The following is a 19,261-nucleotide window of genomic DNA, read 5'->3' as shown; positions in this document are numbered from 1 at the left end:
CCATGTCGAAATTTTTTATCGACCGTCCCATTTTCGCCTGGGTAATTGCCCTGGTGATCATGCTGGTCGGGGCACTGTCGATCCTGAAGTTGCCCATCAACCAATACCCGGCCATTGCGCCGACCGCCATCGACATCCAGGTGACCTACCCAGGCGCGTCTGCACAAACCGTGCAGGACACCGTGGTGCAGGTGATCGAGCAACAGCTCAACGGTATCGACAACCTGCGTTATGTTTCCTCGGACAGTAACTCCGACGGCAGCATGACCATCACCGTGACGTTCAACCAGGGTACCAACCCGGATATCGCCCAGGTTCAGGTGCAGAACAAGTTGAACCTGGCGACCCCACTGCTGCCGCAAGAAGTGCAGCAGCAGGGTATCCGCGTGACCAAGTCGGTGAAGAACTTCCTGATGGTAATCGGTCTGGTGTCGGAAGACGGCAGCATGACCAAGGACGACCTGTCCAACTACATCGTGTCCAACATCCAGGACCCGATTTCGCGGACCGCCGGTGTAGGTGACTTCCAGGTGTTCGGCTCGCAGTACGCCATGCGCATCTGGCTCGACCCGGCCAAGCTGAACAACTATCAGCTCACGCCAGTGGATGTCAGCACCGCGATCTCCGCACAGAACGTGCAGGTGGCTACCGGCCAACTCGGCGGCTTGCCTGCCGTGCCCGGCACCCAGTTGAACGCAACCATCATCGGCAAGACCCGCCTGCAGTCTGCAGAGCAGTTCGGCAATATCCTGATGAAGGTCAATACCGACGGCTCACAGGTACGCCTGAAGGATGTCGCCCGTATCGAGCTGGGCGGTCAGAACTACAGCATTGCGGCACAGTTCAACGGCAAACCGGCATCCGGCATGGCGATCAAGCTGGCGGCCGGTGCTAACGCTCTGGACACCGGCAAGGCCATCCGCGCCACCGTGGCGTCCCTGGAACCGTTCTTCCCGCCAGGCATGAAGGCGGTGGTGCCGTATGACACTACCCCGGTGGTGACCGAATCGATCTCCGGTGTGGTTGACACCCTGGTCGAAGCGATCGTGCTGGTGTTCCTGGTGATGTTCCTGTTCCTGCAGAACTTCCGCGCCACCATCATCACCACCATGACCGTACCGGTGGTATTGCTGGGTACCTTCGGGATCCTCGCTGCGTTCGGTTTCACCATCAACACCCTGACCATGTTCGGCATGATCCTGGCCATCGGCTTGCTGGTGGACGATGCCATCGTGGTGGTGGAAAACGTCGAACGAGTGATGGCCGAGGAGCACTTGTCGCCTAAAGAGGCGACGGTCAAGTCCATGGGCCAGATCCAGGGCGCCCTGGTGGGTATTGCCCTGGTGTTGTCCGCAGTACTGCTGCCGATGGCGTTCTTCGGCGGTTCCACCGGTGTGATCTACAAACAGTTCTCCATCACCATTGTTTCGGCGATGGCGTTGTCGGTACTGGTTGCCCTGATCTTCACCCCGGCCTTGTGCGCAACCATGCTCAAGCCGATCGACCCGGAAAAGCACGGCCAACCCAAGCGCGGTTTCTTCGGCTGGTTCAACCGCACGTTCGACCGTGGCGTACTGAGCTACGAACGCGGCGTCGGCAACATGATCAAGCACAAGATTCCGGCGTTCCTGGTCTATGCGCTGATCCTGGCCGGCATGATCTGGCTGTTCATGCGCATCCCCGCCGCGTTCCTGCCCGATGAAGACCAGGGCGTGATCTTCGCTCAGGTACAGACGCCGGTCGGTTCTTCGGCGGAGCGCACGCAAACCGTCATTGACGACATGCGTGCCTACCTGCTGAACGACAAGGAAGGCGAGCCAGGCGAAGGCAAAGGCGTAAAATCGGTGTTTACCGTAAACGGCTTCAACTTTGCGGGCCGTGGCCAAAGCTCTGGCCTGGCCTTCGTGATGCTCAAGTCATGGGAGGAGCGCGACGCATCCAACTCGGTATTCGAAATTGCCAAGCGCGCCCAGACTTACTTCTCTCAGACGTTCAAGGACGCCATGGTGTATGCCATCGTGCCGCCTTCGGTTCTGGAGTTGGGTAACGCCACCGGTTTCGACGTATTCCTGCAAGACCAGGGCGGCGTCGGTCACGACAAGCTGATGGCTGCGCGCAACCAGTTCCTGGGTGCAGCGGCACAAAGCAAGATCCTGGCAGGTGTGCGTCCCAACGGCGTGAACGATGAACCGCAGTACGAGCTCAGCGTCGACGACGAGAAGGCCAGCGCCCTGGGCATCAGCCTGTCAGACATTCAGCAGACCTTGGCCATCGCCCTGGGTGGCAGCTACGTCAACGACTTCATCGACCGTGGTCGCGTGAAGAAAGTGTATGTGCAGGGCGATGCTTTCAGCCGGATGTCCCCGGAAGACCTGGATAGATGGTTCGTGCGCAGCACCTCCGGGAAGATGGTGCCAATGTCGGCCATCTCGTCGGGCAAGTGGATCTACGGTTCGCCGAAGCTCTCGCGCTACAACGGTGTAGCCGCGATGGAAATCCTCGGTACTCCGGCACCTGGCTACAGTACCGGCGATGCGATGACAGAAGTCGAGCGCATTGCCAAGGACCTGCCGGCGGGTGTCGGTTATGCGTGGACCGGCCTGTCGTATGAAGAACGCCTGTCCGGCTCCCAGGCACCTGCGCTGTACGCCCTGTCGCTGCTGGTGGTGTTCCTGTGCCTGGCGGCACTGTACGAAAGCTGGTCGATCCCGATTGCGGTGATTCTGGTGGTGCCGCTGGGTGTGATCGGTGCGTTGATCGCCACCAGCATGCGCGGGCTGTCCAACGACGTGTTCTTCCAGGTAGGCCTGTTGGTGACGGTGGGCCTGGCGGCGAAAAACGCCATCTTGATCGTGGAGTTCGCCAAAGAGCTTCACGAACAAGGCAAAGGCATCGTCGAGTCGGCCATCGAAGCCTCTCGTATGCGTCTGCGGCCGATCATCATGACGTCCATGGCGTTCATGCTCGGCGTATTGCCGCTGGCCATCTCCTCGGGCGCAGGCTCAGGCAGCCAGCACGCGATCGGTACCGGCGTAATTGGCGGTATGATCACCGCCACCGTTCTGGCGATCTTCTGGGTGCCACTGTTCTTTGCAACCGTGTCGTCTGCTGGCGAGCGCAACAAAAAGACGGACACTACTGAAACTCCTAAAGAGGCTGGCCAATGAGCAAGTCGCTACTTTCCCTAGCCGTCACGGCATTCGTGCTCAGTGGCTGCTCGCTGATACCTGACTACCAGCGCCCCGAAGCGCCGGTGGCAGCGCAGTACCCGCAGGGGCCGGCGTATTCGTCGGCCCAGGCGCCGGGCCAGGCCGCTGCCGAGCAAGGCTGGAAGCAGTTTTTCCATGACCCTGCCCTGCAGCAGCTGATCCAGACCGCGCTGGTCAACAACCGTGACCTGCGTGTCGCGGCCCTGAACATCGACGCCTATGCGGCGCAGTACCAGATCCAGCGTGCCGACCTGTTCCCGGCCATCTCGGCCACTGGCAGCGGCAGCCGCACGCGTACGCCGGCCAAGCTGTCGCAGACCGGCGAAGCGGGCATCACCAGCCAGTACTCGGCGGGCCTGGGGATCAGTTCCTATGAGCTGGACCTGTTCGGCCGCGTGCGCAGCCTCAGCGAAGAAGCACTGCAAAAGTACTTCGCCACTGAAGAAGCGCGGCGCAGCACCCAGATCAGCCTGGTGGCCAGTGTGGCCAACGCCTACCTGACCTGGCAGGCCGACAAGGAACTGCTCAAGCTGACCCAGGACACCCTCGGTGCCTTCGAGCAGAGCTACAAGCTGACCTCGCGCAGCAACGAAGTCGGCGTGGCCTCGGCCCTCGACCTCAGCCAGGCGCGCACCTCGGTGGAAAACGCGCGTGTGCAATTGGCGCGCTATACACGCCAGGTGGCCCAGGACGAAAACAGCCTGACCCTGCTGCTCGGCACCGGTTTGCCGGCCAATATCGCCAGCAAGCCGCTGTCGGATGACCTGCTCAGCGAAGTGCCAGCCGGGTTGCCATCGGACCTGCTGCAACGTCGTCCCGACATTGTGCAAGCCGAGTACAACCTCAAGGCCGCCAACGCCAACATCGGCGCGGCGCGTGCAGCGTTCTTCCCAAGCATCAGCCTCACCGCCAGTGCCGGTACTGCCAGCCCAACTCTGGGCGGCCTGTTCAAGGGCGGTTCGGGCACCTGGTCGTTTGCGCCACAGATCAACATCCCGATCTTCAACGCCGGTAGCCTGCGCGCAAGCCTGGACTACTCGAAGATCCAGAAAGAGATCAACGTGGCCAACTACGAGAAGGCCATCCAGACCGGTTTCCAGGAAGTCTCCGACGGTCTCGCCGCGCGTGCGACCTACAAGCAGCAACTGGACGCCCAGCGTGGCTTCGTCGCGGCCAACCAGGATTACTACCGCCTGGCCGAGCGTCGCTACCGCATTGGTGTCGACAGCAACCTGACGTTCCTCGACGCCCAGCGCCAGCTGTTCAGTGCCCAGCAATCGCTGATCACCGACCGTCTGGCGCAGCTCAACAGCGAGGTCAACCTGTACAAGGCCCTCGGTGGTGGCTGGAACGAGCAGACCGCGAAGAACGAGCCTGTGAAAGAAGAAGCACCGGCACTGAAGTTGTTCTAATCGTGCTGTTGTAGATAAAACCGCTTCCCTCACCGGAAGCGGTTTTTTTATGCCTGGTGACCAGCCTCCTATCCTCGTGGCGAGCGGGCTTGCCCCGCGTTGGGGCGCGAAGCGGCCCCGAACCAGTCGCCCAATTTCCATCTGGCACTGCGCGGCGCCTGAATTGGGGCGGCTTTGCCACCCAACGCGGGGCAAGCCCGCTCGCCACAACCTGCCCGCTCACTACAGGAAACGGGCTTGCCTTGCTTTCTGCGGAACCTTTCAGGGTAAAATTGGTTACAGATTCTTACAGACCACAAAGGGAGCTTGTCGTAATGATCGTAGGAATCGACCTGGGCACAACCAACAGCCTGGCCGCCGTCTGGCGCGGTGACGCTACCGAAATGGTGCCCAATGCCCTTGGCCAGTTGCTGACCCCGAGTGTGGTCGGCCTGGATGACCAAGGCCGCATCCTGGTGGGCCAAGCCGCCAAGGAACGCCTGCACACCCACCCGCACCTGACCACCTCGCTGTTCAAGCGCTACATGGGCAGTGCCACCGAAGTGCGCCTGGGCGACCGCTCGTTCCGCCCCGAAGAACTCTCGGCGCTGGTGCTCAAAAGCCTGAAAGAAGACATCGAGCGCACCTACGGCCAAACCGTCACCGAAGCCGTGATCAGCGTGCCCGCCTACTTCAGCGACGGCCAACGCAAGGCCACGCGCATCGCCGGTGAACTGGCCGGGCTCAACGTTGAAAAACTCATCAACGAACCCACCGCCGCCGCGCTGGCTTACGGCCTGCACCAGCGTGACAAGGAAACCTCGTTCCTGGTGTTCGACCTCGGCGGCGGCACCTTCGACGTGTCGATCATCGAGCTGTTCGACGGCGTGATGGAAGTACGCGCCAGCGCCGGCGACAACTTCCTGGGCGGCGAAGATTTCGACACCTTATTGCTCGAACACTTCGTCGACAGCCAGCGCAATGCTCAGGGCTTCCCGCCCACCAGCACGGTGCTGCAAGCCCTGCGCCGCGAAGCCGAGCGCGTGCGCAAAGCCTTGGGCCAGGACGACAGCGCCGAGTTCGCCCTGCGCGTTGACGGCCAGCAATGGGTCACAACCCTCACCCAGGCTGAACTCGCCAAGCTCTACACACCCTTGCTGGAGCGCCTGCGCGCGCCGATTGAGCGCGCCCTGCGCGATGCGCGGATTCGGGTCGGCGATCTGGATGAAATCCTGCTGGTCGGCGGCACCACGCGCATGCCGCTGGTGCGCAAACTGGCCGCTGGCTTGTTCGGGCGCTTCCCGTCCATCAGCCTCGATCCAGACCAGGTGGTCGCCCACGGCGCGGCGATTCAGGCAGCGCTGAAGGCCCGTTCGGCAGCGCTGGAAGAGATTGTGCTGACCGACGTCTGCCCGTACACCCTGGGCATCGAAACCTCGAACCAATATGGCGGCCATATCGAAAGCGGGCATTATCTGCCGCTGATCGAGCGCAACAGCAGCGTGCCGGTCAGCCGGGTCAAGAGTGTGGTCACCCTCCACGACGACCAGACCCGCGTGCTGTTGAAAATCTACCAAGGCGAAAGCCGTCTGGTGAAAGACAACATCGAACTGGGCCAGCTGGAAATTCCCGTGCCCAAGCGCAAGGCCGGCGAGGTCTCGCTGGACGTGCGCTTCACCTACGACAACAACGGCTTGCTCGAGGCCCAGGTGAACATTCCGCTGACCGGCGAGCAGCATTCACTGGTGATCGAGAACAACCCCGGCGTGCTCAGCCCGCAGGAGATCCAGCAACGCCTGCAAGCCCTGGCGCTGTTGAAAATCCACCCGCGCGACCAGCAGGTCAACACTGTGCTGACCGCGCGCCTCGAACGGCTCTACCAGGAAAACCTCGGCGAGTTGCGCGAGCAACTCGGGCACTGGGCCGCGCAATTCCAGCAAGTGCTCGACACCCAGGACGAACGCCGCATCCGTGAGGCCCGCAGCGAACTTACCCGCCAACTTGAGCAACTCGACAACGGGTTCTGGCGCTGAGAGAGAACGACATGGACTGTTGGACAGTGTTGCAACTGGCGGACGATGCCGACGAGCGCACCATCAAGCGTACTTACGCGCGGCTGCTGAAAAGCTGCCGCCCGGACGACGACGCCGAGGGTTTCCAGCGCCTGCGTGAGGCTTACGAACAAGCGCTGCATATCGCGCGCTGGCGGGCCGAGCATGAGGACGAAGAGGTCGAAGTCATCGACGCGCCAGTGGCCGAACTGGCCGACGGCAACCCGCATGAATACGCGCAGTTTGACGATACTCGCCTCGTCAGCCCTGCCCTGTTCGACCTGCCGCCCGAGCAAACGCGCGCGCAAGCGCTGATCAACGGGCTGGGCGCTCATACCCTCGACGAGCGCTGGGAACAGGCCCAGCATCAACTCTGCGCCGATGCGTTCCAGGCAGCTCTGCTGCGCCACTGTTTCGATGCCCCCGGTGAGCGTGCGGCAATTGCCGCCTGGGCGGTGCAGCACTTGGAATGGCTGACGCCTTGGCAACGTGTGGCGATGAGCCCCTGGCAACATGAGGCGCTAAGCGGCGAGCTGCTGCAGGCGTATCGCCAGGCGCTGCAGGAACAGCTGGAGCAAAAGGCCGAGCGCGAGTTCGTCAACCTGCTTAAAGCCTACAACCAGCAACCCTGGCTGCGCGTGTTCGACCTGCAACAACAATGGCAGCGCATCGTCCTGCAATTGCTCCACGACACCACGTGGAGCGTGCCGTTGTTTGAGCGCGTCTGCCAGGTCTTTGGCTGGGATGACCAGAAAGGCTTGCACCCCGAGCCCGAGTGGATGTGGCGGGGCCTGGTTGAACGCTGCGAACAGGAGAGTTTCTACGACACCCTGTTGGAAAAAGCCCACAACGGCCCGCGCAACGCACCCGACACCTTGCCCGCACGCTTGCTGCTGACGCGGATGCCGACTGCCGAACAGCTCCGTTTGGTGTCCCAGTTTGGTGATGATCAGTGGAACGCGTGCCAGCAACTGTCGCAAAAGTTTGCCTGGCGCTATCCGTCGTTACTGGAGCGCCTGCCGCAACCCGATGTATTTTTTTGGCGAAAATTTTTGCCGCGCCCGGTCTCCGGACAAACCTGGGGCAGGGTGTGGGGCGGGCTGGCCATTGCCACGTGCGTGGCCTCCATTCACCTGAAAAAAGGCCCGGTGCCGCTCGAACTCTTCATCTTCATGTTGATGACCTTCCTGCCGACCGTCGTCGCCATACGCCTCACTCAGGGCTGGGCCGCCATCACCTCGCGATTCCTCGTTGCCGACCTATGGCTGAGCGAGAGGCTGTTGCCCCAACGCTTCAACCCACGCCAATACTGGTTGGTTCTGCGCCACGGTATTCCGCAAGTGGGGATGCTGGTGATGTTCGGCTTTTTGCTCGGCGTGATGGGCATAGTGACGTACCTGGGCATGATCCTGATCCACTTGTTCAGCCACCGGCGCATGGGCACGGTCGACGAATCCTTCAATGCCAGATGGCCGTGGATCAGCGGCCTGCATTGGAGTTACTGGAGCCCCTGGCAACTGGTGTTTCTGGTGGTCATGGTGGTACTGACGCTCGCGTTCCAGCTGTACCTGCCTGCCTTTCCGTTGACCCGCCTGGTTGAATCTCGACTGTAACTTTCCCAAGGGCGGGCAGCCGATGCAGGCATGCCCGCCAACTTGCGTTCGATCATCGCCCACAAACCGCCCTGCCCCACTTTCATCACGTCCACACCGCCAAGCACCATGGCCGGCACCTGCATAACCCCAATAACAACAGGTCCAACACCATGAGCATTTTCCAACCGCGCCAGCTGTGGCTGGCGACCGCTGTCGCCAGTCTTGCACTCCCTGTCGTCGCCGAAGAACACGGCTTTCTCGAAGACGCCAGCGCCAACCTCAACCTGCGCAATTTCTTCTTCAACCGCAATTACACCAACCCGACCAAAGCCCAGGGCGGCGCGCAGGAATGGACGCAAAGTTTCATTCTCGACGCCCGGTCCGGCTTCACCCAGGGCACGCTGGGTTTGGGTATGGATGTGCTGGGGTTGTACTCACAAAAGCTTGATGGCGGGCGCGGCACCGGTGGCACCCAGCTGTTGCCGCTGGACCACGACGGCCGCCCGGCCGATAACTTCGGCCGCCTGGGAGTGGCGTTCAAGGCGCGGCTTTCCAAGACCGAACTGAAGGTCGGCGAGTGGATGCCGGTGCTGCCGATCCTGCGCGCCGACGACGGCCGTTCCCTGCCGCAAACCCTGCGCGGCGGGCAGATCACCTCCAAGGAAATCGACGGCCTCACGCTCTACGGCGGTCAGTTCCGCGCCAACAGCCCGCGCGATGACAGCAGCATGACGGACATGTCGATGTCCGGTAAAACCGCCTTCACCTCCGACCGTTTCAACTTCCAGGGCGGCGAATATGCGTTCAACGACAAACGCACCCAGATCGGCATATGGAATGCCCAGCTCAAGGACATCTACCGCCAGCAGTACGTCAACCTGATCCACAGCCAGCCCGTGGGTGACTGGACCCTGGGCGCCAACCTCGGGTTCTTCTACGGCAAGGATGACGGCAGCGCCCGCGCGGGTGAGCTGGACAACAAGACCTGGTCCGGCCTGTTTTCTGCGCGTTACGGTGGCAACACCTTCTACGTCGGCCTGCAAAAACTCACCGGCAACAGCGCGTGGATGCGCGTCAACGGTACCAGCGGCGGCACCCTGGCCAACGACAGCTACAACGCCAGCTACGACAACGCCCAGGAAAAATCCTGGCAGGTGCGCCACGATTTCAACTTTGTCGTCCTCGGCCTCCCGGGCCTGACCTTGATGAACCGCTATATCAGCGGCAGCAACGTGCACACCGGGGCCATCACCGACGGCAAGGAGTGGGGCCGTGAGAGCGAACTGGGCTACACCGTGCAAAGCGGCGCCCTCAAGGATTTGAACGTGCGTTGGCGCAACTCCAGCATGCGCCGCGACTACAGCAACAATGAGTTCGACGAGAACCGCTTGATCGTCAGTTACCCGATCAGCCTGCTGTAGGCGTCCGTCAGTGCGAATGGCAGCCGCGCCTTGATTGGTCGCGGCTGTTTTTTTGGCAAGTTGCCTCAATGGGAGCGGGAACGTTCCCCGCCAATACCTCAAAATTCACGCGCGCGCGGCAATGACCATAGCCGTATTGGCAATGGCGACGACGACTCGAACCCCTTACGCGTGAAGCCAGCCCGCCCCTTCAAGACAGGCGGCACGATTTACCGCTGATGAGCGCCGCGCTCATGCTGTATCGTGCACGCGCCCATCACCCGGCACAGGGACTCAACGACACGGATGACCAGCTCTGAACCCAGGCCGCCATGAAATACCTGATTGTCATTCTGTCGATTCTGCTCACCGGCTGCATCGGCGCGCCTATCGCGCTGACGCCGCAGACCGAACAACGCCTGCAAGCCCAGGCGCCGATCCGTTTCCTGCTGACCTTTGATGACGGCCCCAGCGCCTCGGGCTACAACAACCCGAGCCGCTCGGTGGTGGCTGACCTGGCGAATAACCCGGTATTGCCGGGCATCAAGGCGGTGTTCTTCCTGCAGACCGAAGCCTCCCGCTCAGGCGGCAGCCCGCGGGGCCGCAAGACCATGGTGCGTGAATACGCGGCGGGTCACGTGCTGGCCTTCCACACCGCCACCGGGTTTCACACTAACCACCGCTGGTTGAGCGACGCCGAGCTTGAAAGCACCCTCAGCCAGGGCGCGGCCGATATCGCCGCCATCACCGGCGCCTCACCCGCGCTGGTACGTCCGCCCTTCTGGAACTACGACAAGCGCACTTTCGCCGCCTACCAGCGCCACGGCATGCACGTATTGCTGACCGACCTGAGTGCCAATGACGGCAAGATCTGGGGCTTCAACGGCAGCCCACGGCGCCGGGCGAATTTGTATCGGCAGCTGTCGGTGGTGCGCGAGCGCATCGCGCTGGGCGAGTTACCGACAGTGGACGGCGTGATACCGGTGGTGGTGACCTTCCATGACATCAACCGCTACACCGCGCGGCACCTGCAGGAGTACTTGCAGATCCTGATGGACAGCGCTCGGATCAACGGCATGAAGACTGCGGCCGAGCCGTTCTACACCGACCGCGCCGTGCTGGAACGCGCGGCGCTGGCGCGCACGGTCAAGGATGTGAACGAGGTGGTGCACCTGCCGGGGGTGTGGAACTGGGTATGGGATGCGGATTCCCACTGAAACCAATGTGGGAGCGGGCAAGCCCGCTCCCACCTTTTTGACCGTGTTTCAGTTCAGTCCTGGCGCGACTCCACGCCGAGCTCATCCCATACCGACTCGGCGAGGTGGAAGGTCGCATTCGCCGCCGGAATCCCACAATAGATCGCGCTTTGCATCAGCACTTCCTTGATCTCGGCGCGGGTCACGCCGTTGCTGGCAGCGGCGCGCAGGTGCAGTTTCAGTTCTTCACTGCGGTTCATGCCGATCAGCATGGCGATGGTGATCAGGCTGCGGGTGTGCCGCGGCAGGCCGGGGCGGGTCCAGATATCACCCCAGGCGTGGCGGGTGATCATTTCCTGGAACTCGCTGTTGAATTCGGTCAGGGCATTCAGGCTGCGGTCGACATGTGCGTCGCCCAGTACTTCGCGGCGCACTTGCAGGCCGGCGGCGTAACGGTGTTTCTCGTCCACAAAAAAGCTCCTGGTTCAATTGGGTCTCGGCTCGATCACCGGTGGTGGTGGCAAGCGCGCTCGTCACACGGTTTATTCAGCCAGCAAGAACCTCAGCACCCGGTGACTGAAATCAGCCCCGGCCTGGACGTTGGACAGGTGGGCCGCATAGAACTCGGCGTACTCGGCGCCCTTCACGTGGTTCTGGATAAAGTGGCTGCCGGCCGGCGGTGTCACTGCGTCCTCGGTCCCGGCAATCACCAGGGTCGGCACCTTGATCGATGCCAGCTGCTCGCGAAAATCCGCATCGCGCACGGCGGCGCAATTGGCGGCGTAACCCTCGGGCGACGTAGCGGCGAGCATGTCGGTAATCTGCCTGGCCTGGTGCGGGTTGGCGGCGGCGAAATCGGCGGTGAACCAGCGGGCGATAGACGCATCACGCAGCGCCACCATGGCGGCCGGGCCATCGCGCAAGACCATCTCGATACGCGGGTTCCATATATCCGGCGTGCCGATCCTGGCCGCGGTGTTACACACCACCAGCCGCTGCAGGCGGTCACCGGCATGGATGCCCAGCCACTGACCGATCAGGCCGCCCATGGACAGTCCGCAAAAATGCGCACGCTGGATCTGCAGCGCATCCAACAGCGCGATCACGTCGTGGCCCAGTTGCTCAATGCTGTACGGCCCCTCGGTGACCAAGGACTTGCCGTGGCCACGGGTGTCGAAACGCACCACGCGAAAATGCTCGGTGAAGGCCGGAATCTGGATGTCCCACATATGCAGGTCGGTGCCCAGGGAGTTGGACAGCACCAGCACCGGCGCGTCGAGCGGGCCGTCCAGTTGGTAATGCAGTTCGCCCTCGGCGAGTTGTACAAATGGCACAGCGGTCTCCTTACGCGGTCAAGGCAAAATGATCGGCCACCGCGCGGGTGACCCACGTGTGCGCCTGCCCAAGGTAGTGGGCCGGGTCGAGCAGGCGGTCCAGTTCAGCGGCTGACAACTCGGCGGTGACCTGCGGTTCGTCGGCCAGCACTGCACGCAGATGGCGCCCGTCGGCAACGGCGCGTTTGCAGCATTGCTCCAACAGATGGTGCGCGGTTTCCCGGCCCAGACGCTGGGCAAGCACGCTGCTGACGGCTTCGGCCAGCACCAGGCCCTGGGTCAGCTCAAGGTTGCGCGCCATGCGCTCAGGGTCGACCTCCAGCCCGTCGGCCACCAGCAGCGCCTGCTGCAATGCGCCGGACACCAACCGGCAAATGTCCGGCAGGGTTTCCCATTCGGCATGCCACAGGCCAAGGCTGCGCTCATGTTCCTGAGGCATGGCGCTCAACATCGTCGCCACCAGGCCCGGCACGCGGGTCGCCGTGCTGATCAATACGGCGGCGCCCACCGGGTTGCGCTTGTGCGGCATGGTCGATGAACCACCTTTGCCGGGCGCCGAGGGCTCGAACACTTCCGCCGCTTCGGTCTGCATCAACAGGCTGATATCACGCCCCATTTTGCCCAGGCTGCCGGCGATCAGGCCGAGCACACTGGCGAACTCCACCAGCCGGTCACGGTGGGTGTGCCAGGGTTGCTCGGGTAAATTCAATTGCAACTGCGCAGCCAGGGCTTCGGCCACCGGCATTGCCTGCTCACCCAGCGCCGCCAGCGTTCCGGACGCGCCGCCAAACTGCAGCACCAGCAGGCGCGGTTTGAGCTCGGCAAGACGCTGACGACTGCGCGTCACCGCCCCCAGCCAACCGGCGATTTTCATGCCCAGGGTCACCGGTGTCGCATGCTGCAACCAGGTGCGCCCGGCCAATGGCACGCGCGCATAACGCTGGGCCTGCACGGCAAGCGTCTCACCCAGTTGCGCCAGGTCAGCGTCGATCAACGCCAGCGCGCGCCGCAGTTGCAGGACCAGGCCGGTGTCCATCACATCCTGACTGGTCGCGCCCAGATGCACATAACGTTCGGCGCCAGCGTCTTCACTGGCGATCAACTTGCCCAGCGCTTTCACCAACGGAATCGCCGAATTGCCCGCCGTGGCAATCGCCACGCCGAGCGCATCCACGTCGTACAAAGACGCCAGACACGCCTGGGCAATCGGCGCGACGGCGGCCTGGGGAATCAAGCCGACCTGGGCCTCGGCGCGGGCCAGCGCGGCTTCAAAGTCCAGCATGCCCTGCAAACGCCCCTGGTCGCAGAACACATCGGCCATGCTGTCAGCGCTGAAGTAGGCGTCGAACAGTTGATTGCTCGTGCGCAGTGTCATAACTCTTCCTTACAGATCGTGGTGCAGATACGCCGCCTGCTTGGGCAGGCGCAGGCTGAACAGGAAAGCAATCGCCATCATCACGGTGACGTACCAATAGAAGCCGTTCTCCATGCCCATGGATTTCAGGCCCAGCGCGACCACTTCAGCCGAGCCGCCGAAAATCGCGTTGGCCACCGCGTACGCCAGGCCCACGCCCAATGCACGGACCTGGGGCGGGAACATTTCGGCTTTGACCAGGCCGCTGATGGAGGTATAGAAGCTGACAATCGCCAGGGCCAGGGTGATCAGCACAAAGGCCAGGAACGGACTGCTGACGGTTTTCAAGGTCAGCAGGATCGGCACGGTGCACAGCGTGCCCAAGGCGCCGAACCACAGCATGGAATTGCGGCGGCCGATCTTGTCCGCCAGCATCCCGAACAACGGCTGCATGCACATGTAGAGGAACAGCGCGCCGGTCATGATGTAACTGGCGGTCTTGGCATGCATCCCGGCCGTGTTCACCAGGTACTTCTGCATGTACGTGGTGAACGTGTAGAAAATCAGCGAGCCGCCGGCGGTGTAACCCAGCACCGTGATAAAGGCCGCGGTGTGATTGCGCAGCAGCGCGGTGATGCTGCCGGCGTCCTTGTGTTCGCGCATTTCCTTGGTGGTCGTCTCTTTCAAGGTACGGCGCAGCAGTAAGGAGATGACCGCCGCGACGGCACCGACCACAAATGGAATCCGCCAGCCCCAGGCGCGCAGTTCATCTTCGCTGAGAAATTGCTGCAGGATCACCACCACCAGTACCGCGAGCAATTGCCCGCCGATCAAGGTCACGTACTGGAACGAGGCAAAGAACCCGCGCTGGCCCTTGAGGGCGACCTCACTCATGTAGGTGGCGGTGGTGCCGTACTCGCCGCCCACCGATAAGCCTTGAAACAGGCGCGCCACCAACAACAGGATCGGCGCCCAGATGCCGATGTCCTTGTAGGTCGGCAAAAACGCAATAACCAGCGAGCCGGCGCACATCATCAGCACCGCGATCATCATCGAATTCTTGCGGCCGTGCTTGTCGGCCAGACTGCCGAACACCCAGCTGCCAATAGGGCGCATCAAGAAGCCGGCAGCGAACACGCCGGCGGTGCTGAGCAGTTGTACGGTGGGGCTCTCCGACGGAAAAAATGCCGGGGCAAAATAGATGGCGCAGAAGGCATAAACGTAGAAGTCGAACCATTCGACAAGGTTGCCGGACGAGGCCCCGACAATTGCAAAAATCCGCTTGCTGCGTTCTTCTCCGGTGTAGTGAATCGTTTTTGTTGTCATGTGTTTTTCACTCAGTGGGAACGGTTATAGCCTAGACATACTTTGCAACAACCATGTTCCGCAAGCAGACTTTTGGATACTTGTCGCCTCGAAGGGTCTCATCGCGGGCAAGCCCGCTCGCACATTTTGATTGGGACACCTTTAAATGTGGGAGCAGGCTTGCCTGCGACAGGTTTTAAGCCACCTCAGTAATCGAAGAACACCGTTTCCTTATCTGTGCCCTGCAAAATCACATTCCACTGATGCACGCCGCCCGCATCCGCTTTGGCAATCAAGGTGCCGCGACGCTCAGCCGGCACACACGCCAGCAACGGGTCATCGCCATTCAACGCTTCACCGTCAAAATAAATCCTTGTCAGCAAGTGCTTCACCAGCCCACGCGCAAACACCAGCACCACCAGGTGCGGCGCCTGGGTCGTACCCGCCAGCCCCGGCACGCTGCCCGGCTTGATCGTGGTAAAGCGAAAGCGCCCTTCGGCATCCACCGGCACTCGGCCAAAGCCTTCGAAGTTGGGATCGACGGCTTTGGCCTGGTCATCTTCCGGATGATCGTATTTGCCCGCAGCATTGGCCTGCCAGACCTCAAGCATGGCGTCGTTGACGACATCACCGTTGCCGTCCACCACTTGCCCGCTGATCGCCACGCGTTCGCCAAGGGTGGCCGGCACGGTCAGGTCTTCGCGGTTCAGCCAGGTCAGGCCAATGTGGTAATACGGCCCGACGGTGTGGGACGTGGTTGCGTAAAGGCTCATCTCATTTCTCCATCGGCGTGGCGTCGCGGCCGCGCAGGACGATGTCCCAGCGGTAGCCGAGGGCATAGGAAGGAATGGTTTTTTCCAGGTCGAAGCTGGCGATCAAGCGCTGCTTGGCCGAGGTGTCCGGCACGCAGTTGTAGATCGGGTCGTACTCCAGCAATGGGTCGCCGGGGAAGTACATCTGCGTGACCAGGCGCGTCAGCACGCTGGGGCCAAACAGCGAAAAGTGGATATGCGCCGGGCGCCACGCGTTGTGGTGGTTGCCCCACGGGTAGGCGCCGGGCTTGATGGTCTGGAACTGGTACCAGCCATCCGCGTCGGTGACGGTGCGGCCGGTGCCGGTGAAGTTCGGGTCCAGTGGCGCGTCATGCAGGTCGCGCTTGTGGTTGTAGCGACCGGCGGCGTTGGCTTGCCAGATCTCCACCAGAATGCCCGGCACCGGCAGGCCATTTTCATCCAGCACGCGGCCATGAATGATGATGCGCTCGCCCTGAGGTTCGCCCTCGTGCTGGGCAGTCAGGTCGTTGTCCTTCTCATTGACGCGTTCGGCGCCGATGCTGGGGCCGGTGATCTCTGACAAGGAATGCGGCAGAAACACCAACGGCTGAGACGGCGAACGCAAGTTCGTCGACTGGTAGGCCGGGTGCAGGTAATCGGGTTGAGTGCCCGCTTGCGGGCGCCGGTATCCGGGCTTGTCACTCATGGAGCCATCCTCTCTTATTAAACGCGTTCAATCGCCAGGGCCAAACCTTGGCCGACGCCCACACACATAGTGGCCAGGCCTTTGCGGCCGCCGGTTTTTTCCAACTGGTGCAACGCCGTCAACACCAACCGCGCGCCGCTCATGCCCAGCGGGTGGCCGAGGGCGATGGCGCCGCCGTTCGGGTTCACCTGCGGGGCGTCGTCGGCAATGCCCAACTCACGCAGCACCGCCAGGCCTTGGCTGGCGAAGGCTTCGTTGAGTTCGATGACATCAAAGTCGGTGACCGCCAGGCCCAGGCGCTCCACCAGTTTGCGCACCGCCGGCACCGGGCCGATGCCCATTACACGCGGTGCGACACCGGCACTGGCCATGCCCAACACACGGGCGCGGGCGGTGAGGCCATGTTTTTTCACGGCCTCGGCCGAGGCCAGAATCAGCGCCGCTGCGCCGTCATTCACGCCCGAGGCGTTGCCGGCGGTGACGGTCTTGTCCGGGCCATTGACTGGCTTGAGTTTGGCCAGGGCTTCCAGGGTTGTGTCCCGTGGATGCTCATCCTGCTCGACCACGGTCTCGCCCTTTTTATGCGCGACGCGCACCGGCACGATTTCTTCAGCAAAAAAACCGGCAGCTTGCGCGGCGGCGGTACGTTGCTGGCTGCGCAGGGCAAAAGCGTCCTGATCGGCGCGGGACACGTTGTAGTCATCGGCGACGTTATCGGCGGTCTGCGGCATCGCGTCCACACCGTACTGGGCCTTCATCAACGGGTTGATAAAACGCCAGCCGATGGTGGTGTCTTCAAGCTTCATGTTGCGTGAAAACGCCGCATCAGCCTTGCCCATCACGAAGGGTGCACGGGACATCGACTCAACGCCGCCGGCAATCGCCAGCTCCATTTCGCCGCTGGCGATGGCACGGAATGCCGTGCCAATCGCGTCCATGCCCGAGGCGCACAAACGGTTGAGGGTCACGCCGGGAATGCTCTGCGGCAGGCCCGCCAACAGCAGGGCCATGCGCGCGACGTTGCGGTTGTCCTCGCCGGCCTGGTTGGCACAACCGAGGAACACTTCATCCACCGCCGCCCACTCAACCTGAGGGTTGCGCTCGATCAGGGCCTTGATCGGCAAGGCCGCCAAGTCATCGGCACGCACCGTGGACAAACCACCGCCAAAGCGGCCGATGGGCGTGCGAATGGCATCACAGATAAACACGTCACGCATCAGGCTTCTCCTGGCGCTTGGCCATGGGCGGCGGCAGTGCGGGCTTCGAGATCACGCAGGGCCTTCAGTTCGATGTCCGTCGGTGCGTCGGTGGTGCTCACCTGATCGGCAAACCGAATCGCCCAACCGGTGGCCGCGACCACTTGTTCGCGGGTGACGCCGGGGTGCAGCGCGGTGACCACAAATTCGTGGCTGCCCTCTTCCGGCTCCATGATGCACAGGTCGGTAATAATCCCTACAGGGCCGGCGCCTGGCAGACCCAGGCGTTTACGTGAGTCGCCGCCTTCGCCGTGGCCGACGGAGGTGATGAAGTCCAGCTTGTCGACAAACGACCGCGCCGACTGCTTGAGGATGATCAGCACGCTCTTGGCCGAGCCGGCAATCTCCGGCGCGCCACCGGCACCCGGCAGGCGCACTTTGGGCTGGTGGTAATCGCCGACCACGGTGGTGTTGATATTGCCGAATCGGTCGACCTGGGCCGCGCCGAGAAAACCGACGTCGATGCGCCCGCCTTGCAGCCAGTAGCGGAAAATCTCGCCGGTCGGCACCACGGTGTCAGCGGTTTCTGCCAATTCGCCGTCGCCGATGGACAGCGGCAAGACGCTGGGCTTGGCGCCAATCGGGCCCGATTCGTAGATCAGCACCACGTCGGGCGACGAGGTCAGGCGCGCCAGGTTGGCAGCCTTGGAAGGCAAGCCGATGCCGACGAAGCACACCGAGCCGTTCTTGAGGCGACGCGCGGCGGCGACAGTCATCATTTCGTTGGTCGAGTAAGCCATCACTTGGCCTCCTGCGCGGTGGCCAGCTTGGCCTGGAATTCACGGAAGTCGGCAGTGCCGTGGATGTATTCGTCGATCCAGGCGGTAAAGGTCCCACGGTCGCGAGCGATCGGGTCCCACGCCTGATAGAAGCGGTTATCACGCTCGTTGTAGCCGTGGGCGTAGGACGGATGCGCGCCACCCGGTACGTGACACACCGCTGTCAGCGCCCAGGTCGGCAGCACGCAGCTGTTCATCGGCGCGTTCAGGTCGTCAACGATCTCTTCGACGGTGACGATGCAGCGCTTGGCCGCCAGGGCCGCTTCTTTCTGCACACCGAGAATGCCCCAGAGCAACACGTTGCCCTTGCGGTCAGCCTTCTGTGCATGGATCACGGTGACGTCCGGGCGAACCGACGGCACCGCCGCCAGCACTTCGCCGGTGAACGGGCAGGTCACGGTTTTGATCAGCGGGTTGACCTTGGGCAAGTCAGAACCGGCGTAAGCGCGCAGCACCGCAAACGGCAGGCCGGATGCACCGGCGACGTAGGCATTGGCCAGGTCGGCGTGGCTGTGTTCTTCGATCTCCAGCGGTTGCGGCCATTGCTTCTCGACCGCGTCGCGCAGGCGATGCAGGGAGCCTACGCCGGGGTTGCCGCCCCAGGAGAAAATCAACTTGCGGACGCAGCCAGCACCGATCAACTGGTCGTAGATCAAGTCAGGCGTCATACGCACCAGCGTCAGGTCTTTCTTGCCCTGACGAATGATTTCATGACCTGCTGCCGTAGGGATCAGGTGGGTGAAGCCTTCCAGTGCGACGGTATCGCCGTCATTCACGAATTGCTTCACCGCGTCGCGCAGCGCAAGGATTTCAGCCATGGGGTTCGGGCTCCCGGTGTTGATCAAAAAAGGCGCTGAGGTGGCGCCCAAGTGCCTGAAGATTAAGCCGGGCAAAGGGGTCGAACAATCCGAT

General features: G+C 62.4%; 15 protein-coding genes. 6 read left to right on the top strand and 9 right to left on the bottom strand.

Annotated features, from left to right (window positions below):
- The first annotated feature begins 2 nt into the window (after positions 1-2).
- The 6 genes from ABWL43_RS06895 to ABWL43_RS06870 all read left to right on the top strand — a co-directional run bounded on the left by ABWL43_RS06895 (position 3) and on the right by ABWL43_RS06870 (position 10,863).
- A complete protein-coding gene (locus ABWL43_RS06895) occupies positions 3-3,167 on the top strand; it encodes an efflux RND transporter permease subunit (RefSeq protein WP_404487269.1) in 3,165 nt (1,054 codons plus the stop codon).
- Entirely contained in the window at positions 3,164-4,621 is a 1,458-nt protein-coding gene (gene adeC / locus ABWL43_RS06890) for an AdeC/AdeK/OprM family multidrug efflux complex outer membrane factor (protein ID WP_119738870.1), read from the top strand. The genes ABWL43_RS06895 and adeC overlap by 4 nt, the downstream gene beginning before the upstream one ends.
- A gap of 314 nt (positions 4,622-4,935) precedes the next feature.
- On the top strand, positions 4,936-6,633 hold the full coding sequence (locus ABWL43_RS06885; protein ID WP_404487268.1) for a molecular chaperone HscC: 1,698 nt from the start codon (positions 4,936-4,938) through the stop codon (positions 6,631-6,633).
- An 11-nt stretch (positions 6,634-6,644) separates the two neighbouring features.
- Complete coding sequence (locus tag ABWL43_RS06880; protein ID WP_404487267.1) at positions 6,645-8,264, top strand: J domain-containing protein; 1,620 nt, start codon at positions 6,645-6,647, stop codon at positions 8,262-8,264.
- A 152-nt stretch (positions 8,265-8,416) separates the two neighbouring features.
- Positions 8,417-9,667, top strand: a complete 1,251-nt coding sequence (locus ABWL43_RS06875; protein WP_242194192.1) for an OprD family porin — start codon at positions 8,417-8,419, stop codon at positions 9,665-9,667.
- 311 nt (positions 9,668-9,978) lie between these two features.
- Entirely contained in the window at positions 9,979-10,863 is an 885-nt protein-coding gene (locus tag ABWL43_RS06870; RefSeq protein WP_262209272.1) for a polysaccharide deacetylase family protein, read from the top strand.
- 53 nt (positions 10,864-10,916) lie between these two features.
- Here ABWL43_RS06870 and pcaC read toward each other — a convergent pair whose 3' ends face one another.
- The 9 genes from pcaC to ABWL43_RS06825 all read right to left on the bottom strand — a co-directional run bounded on the left by pcaC (position 10,917) and on the right by ABWL43_RS06825 (position 19,167).
- Entirely contained in the window at positions 10,917-11,312 is a 396-nt protein-coding gene (gene pcaC, locus ABWL43_RS06865; protein WP_242194196.1) for a 4-carboxymuconolactone decarboxylase, read from the bottom strand.
- A gap of 72 nt (positions 11,313-11,384) precedes the next feature.
- Positions 11,385-12,176, bottom strand: a complete 792-nt coding sequence (gene pcaD / locus ABWL43_RS06860; protein ID WP_145162758.1) for a 3-oxoadipate enol-lactonase — start codon at positions 12,174-12,176, stop codon at positions 11,385-11,387.
- 10 nt (positions 12,177-12,186) lie between these two features.
- Positions 12,187-13,551: a 3-carboxy-cis,cis-muconate cycloisomerase gene (locus ABWL43_RS06855; protein WP_262209267.1), complete on the bottom strand. Its 1,365-nt coding sequence runs from the start codon at positions 13,549-13,551 to the stop codon at positions 12,187-12,189.
- 9 nt (positions 13,552-13,560) lie between these two features.
- The gene (locus ABWL43_RS06850; RefSeq protein WP_145162753.1) at positions 13,561-14,856 is read right to left on the bottom strand and encodes an MFS family transporter; all 1,296 of its coding nucleotides are present in this window, start codon (positions 14,854-14,856) and stop codon (positions 13,561-13,563) included.
- Positions 14,857-15,041: 185 nt separating this feature from the next.
- On the bottom strand, positions 15,042-15,608 hold the full coding sequence (gene pcaG / locus ABWL43_RS06845) for a protocatechuate 3,4-dioxygenase subunit alpha (RefSeq protein ID WP_145162751.1): 567 nt from the start codon (positions 15,606-15,608) through the stop codon (positions 15,042-15,044).
- 1 nt (position 15,609) lies between these two features.
- Positions 15,610-16,314: a protocatechuate 3,4-dioxygenase subunit beta gene (gene pcaH, locus ABWL43_RS06840; RefSeq protein WP_145162748.1), complete on the bottom strand. Its 705-nt coding sequence runs from the start codon at positions 16,312-16,314 to the stop codon at positions 15,610-15,612.
- Between the two features lie 17 nt (positions 16,315-16,331).
- Positions 16,332-17,534 (bottom strand): 3-oxoadipyl-CoA thiolase, encoded by a 1,203-nt coding sequence (pcaF, locus tag ABWL43_RS06835; RefSeq protein WP_262209292.1) that lies wholly within the window; start codon positions 17,532-17,534, stop codon positions 16,332-16,334.
- Positions 17,531-18,313, bottom strand: a complete 783-nt coding sequence (locus ABWL43_RS06830; protein WP_242194199.1) for a CoA-transferase subunit beta — start codon at positions 18,311-18,313, stop codon at positions 17,531-17,533. Before ABWL43_RS06830 ends, pcaF begins: the two co-directional genes overlap by 4 nt.
- Positions 18,310-19,167 (bottom strand): CoA transferase subunit A, encoded by an 858-nt coding sequence (locus ABWL43_RS06825; protein ID WP_242194203.1) that lies wholly within the window; start codon positions 19,165-19,167, stop codon positions 18,310-18,312. Before ABWL43_RS06825 ends, ABWL43_RS06830 begins: the two co-directional genes overlap by 4 nt.
- Positions 19,168-19,261 lie beyond the last annotated feature (94 nt).

This window comes from Pseudomonas sp. HT11, assembly GCF_044875395.1.
Taxonomy (GTDB): Bacteria; Pseudomonadota; Gammaproteobacteria; order Pseudomonadales; family Pseudomonadaceae; genus Aquipseudomonas.
Note: the sequence above shows the minus strand (reverse complement) of the source record. Positions and strands in the feature narration are given on the sequence as shown.

Bases quoted from the DNA above. Each gene is read 5' to 3' on its own strand.
- ABWL43_RS06895 (WP_404487269.1), top strand. From the start codon at position 3: ATGTCGAAATTTTTTATCGACCGTCCCATTTTCGCCTGGGTAATTGCC.
- adeC (WP_119738870.1), top strand. From the start codon at position 3,164: ATGAGCAAGTCGCTACTTTCCCTAGCCGTCACGGCATTCGTGCTCAGT.
- ABWL43_RS06885 (WP_404487268.1), top strand. From the start codon at position 4,936: ATGATCGTAGGAATCGACCTGGGCACAACCAACAGCCTGGCCGCCGTC.
- ABWL43_RS06880 (WP_404487267.1), top strand. From the start codon at position 6,645: ATGGACTGTTGGACAGTGTTGCAACTGGCGGACGATGCCGACGAGCGC.
- ABWL43_RS06875 (WP_242194192.1), top strand. From the start codon at position 8,417: ATGAGCATTTTCCAACCGCGCCAGCTGTGGCTGGCGACCGCTGTCGCC.
- ABWL43_RS06870 (WP_262209272.1), top strand. From the start codon at position 9,979: ATGAAATACCTGATTGTCATTCTGTCGATTCTGCTCACCGGCTGCATC.
- ABWL43_RS06855 (WP_262209267.1), bottom strand. From the start codon at position 13,551: ATGACACTGCGCACGAGCAATCAACTGTTCGACGCCTACTTCAGCGCT.
- ABWL43_RS06850 (WP_145162753.1), bottom strand. From the start codon at position 14,856: ATGACAACAAAAACGATTCACTACACCGGAGAAGAACGCAGCAAGCGG.
- pcaG (WP_145162751.1), bottom strand. From the start codon at position 15,608: ATGAGCCTTTACGCAACCACGTCCCACACCGTCGGGCCGTATTACCAC.
- pcaH (WP_145162748.1), bottom strand. From the start codon at position 16,314: ATGAGTGACAAGCCCGGATACCGGCGCCCGCAAGCGGGCACTCAACCC.
- ABWL43_RS06825 (WP_242194203.1), bottom strand. From the start codon at position 19,167: ATGGCTGAAATCCTTGCGCTGCGCGACGCGGTGAAGCAATTCGTGAAT.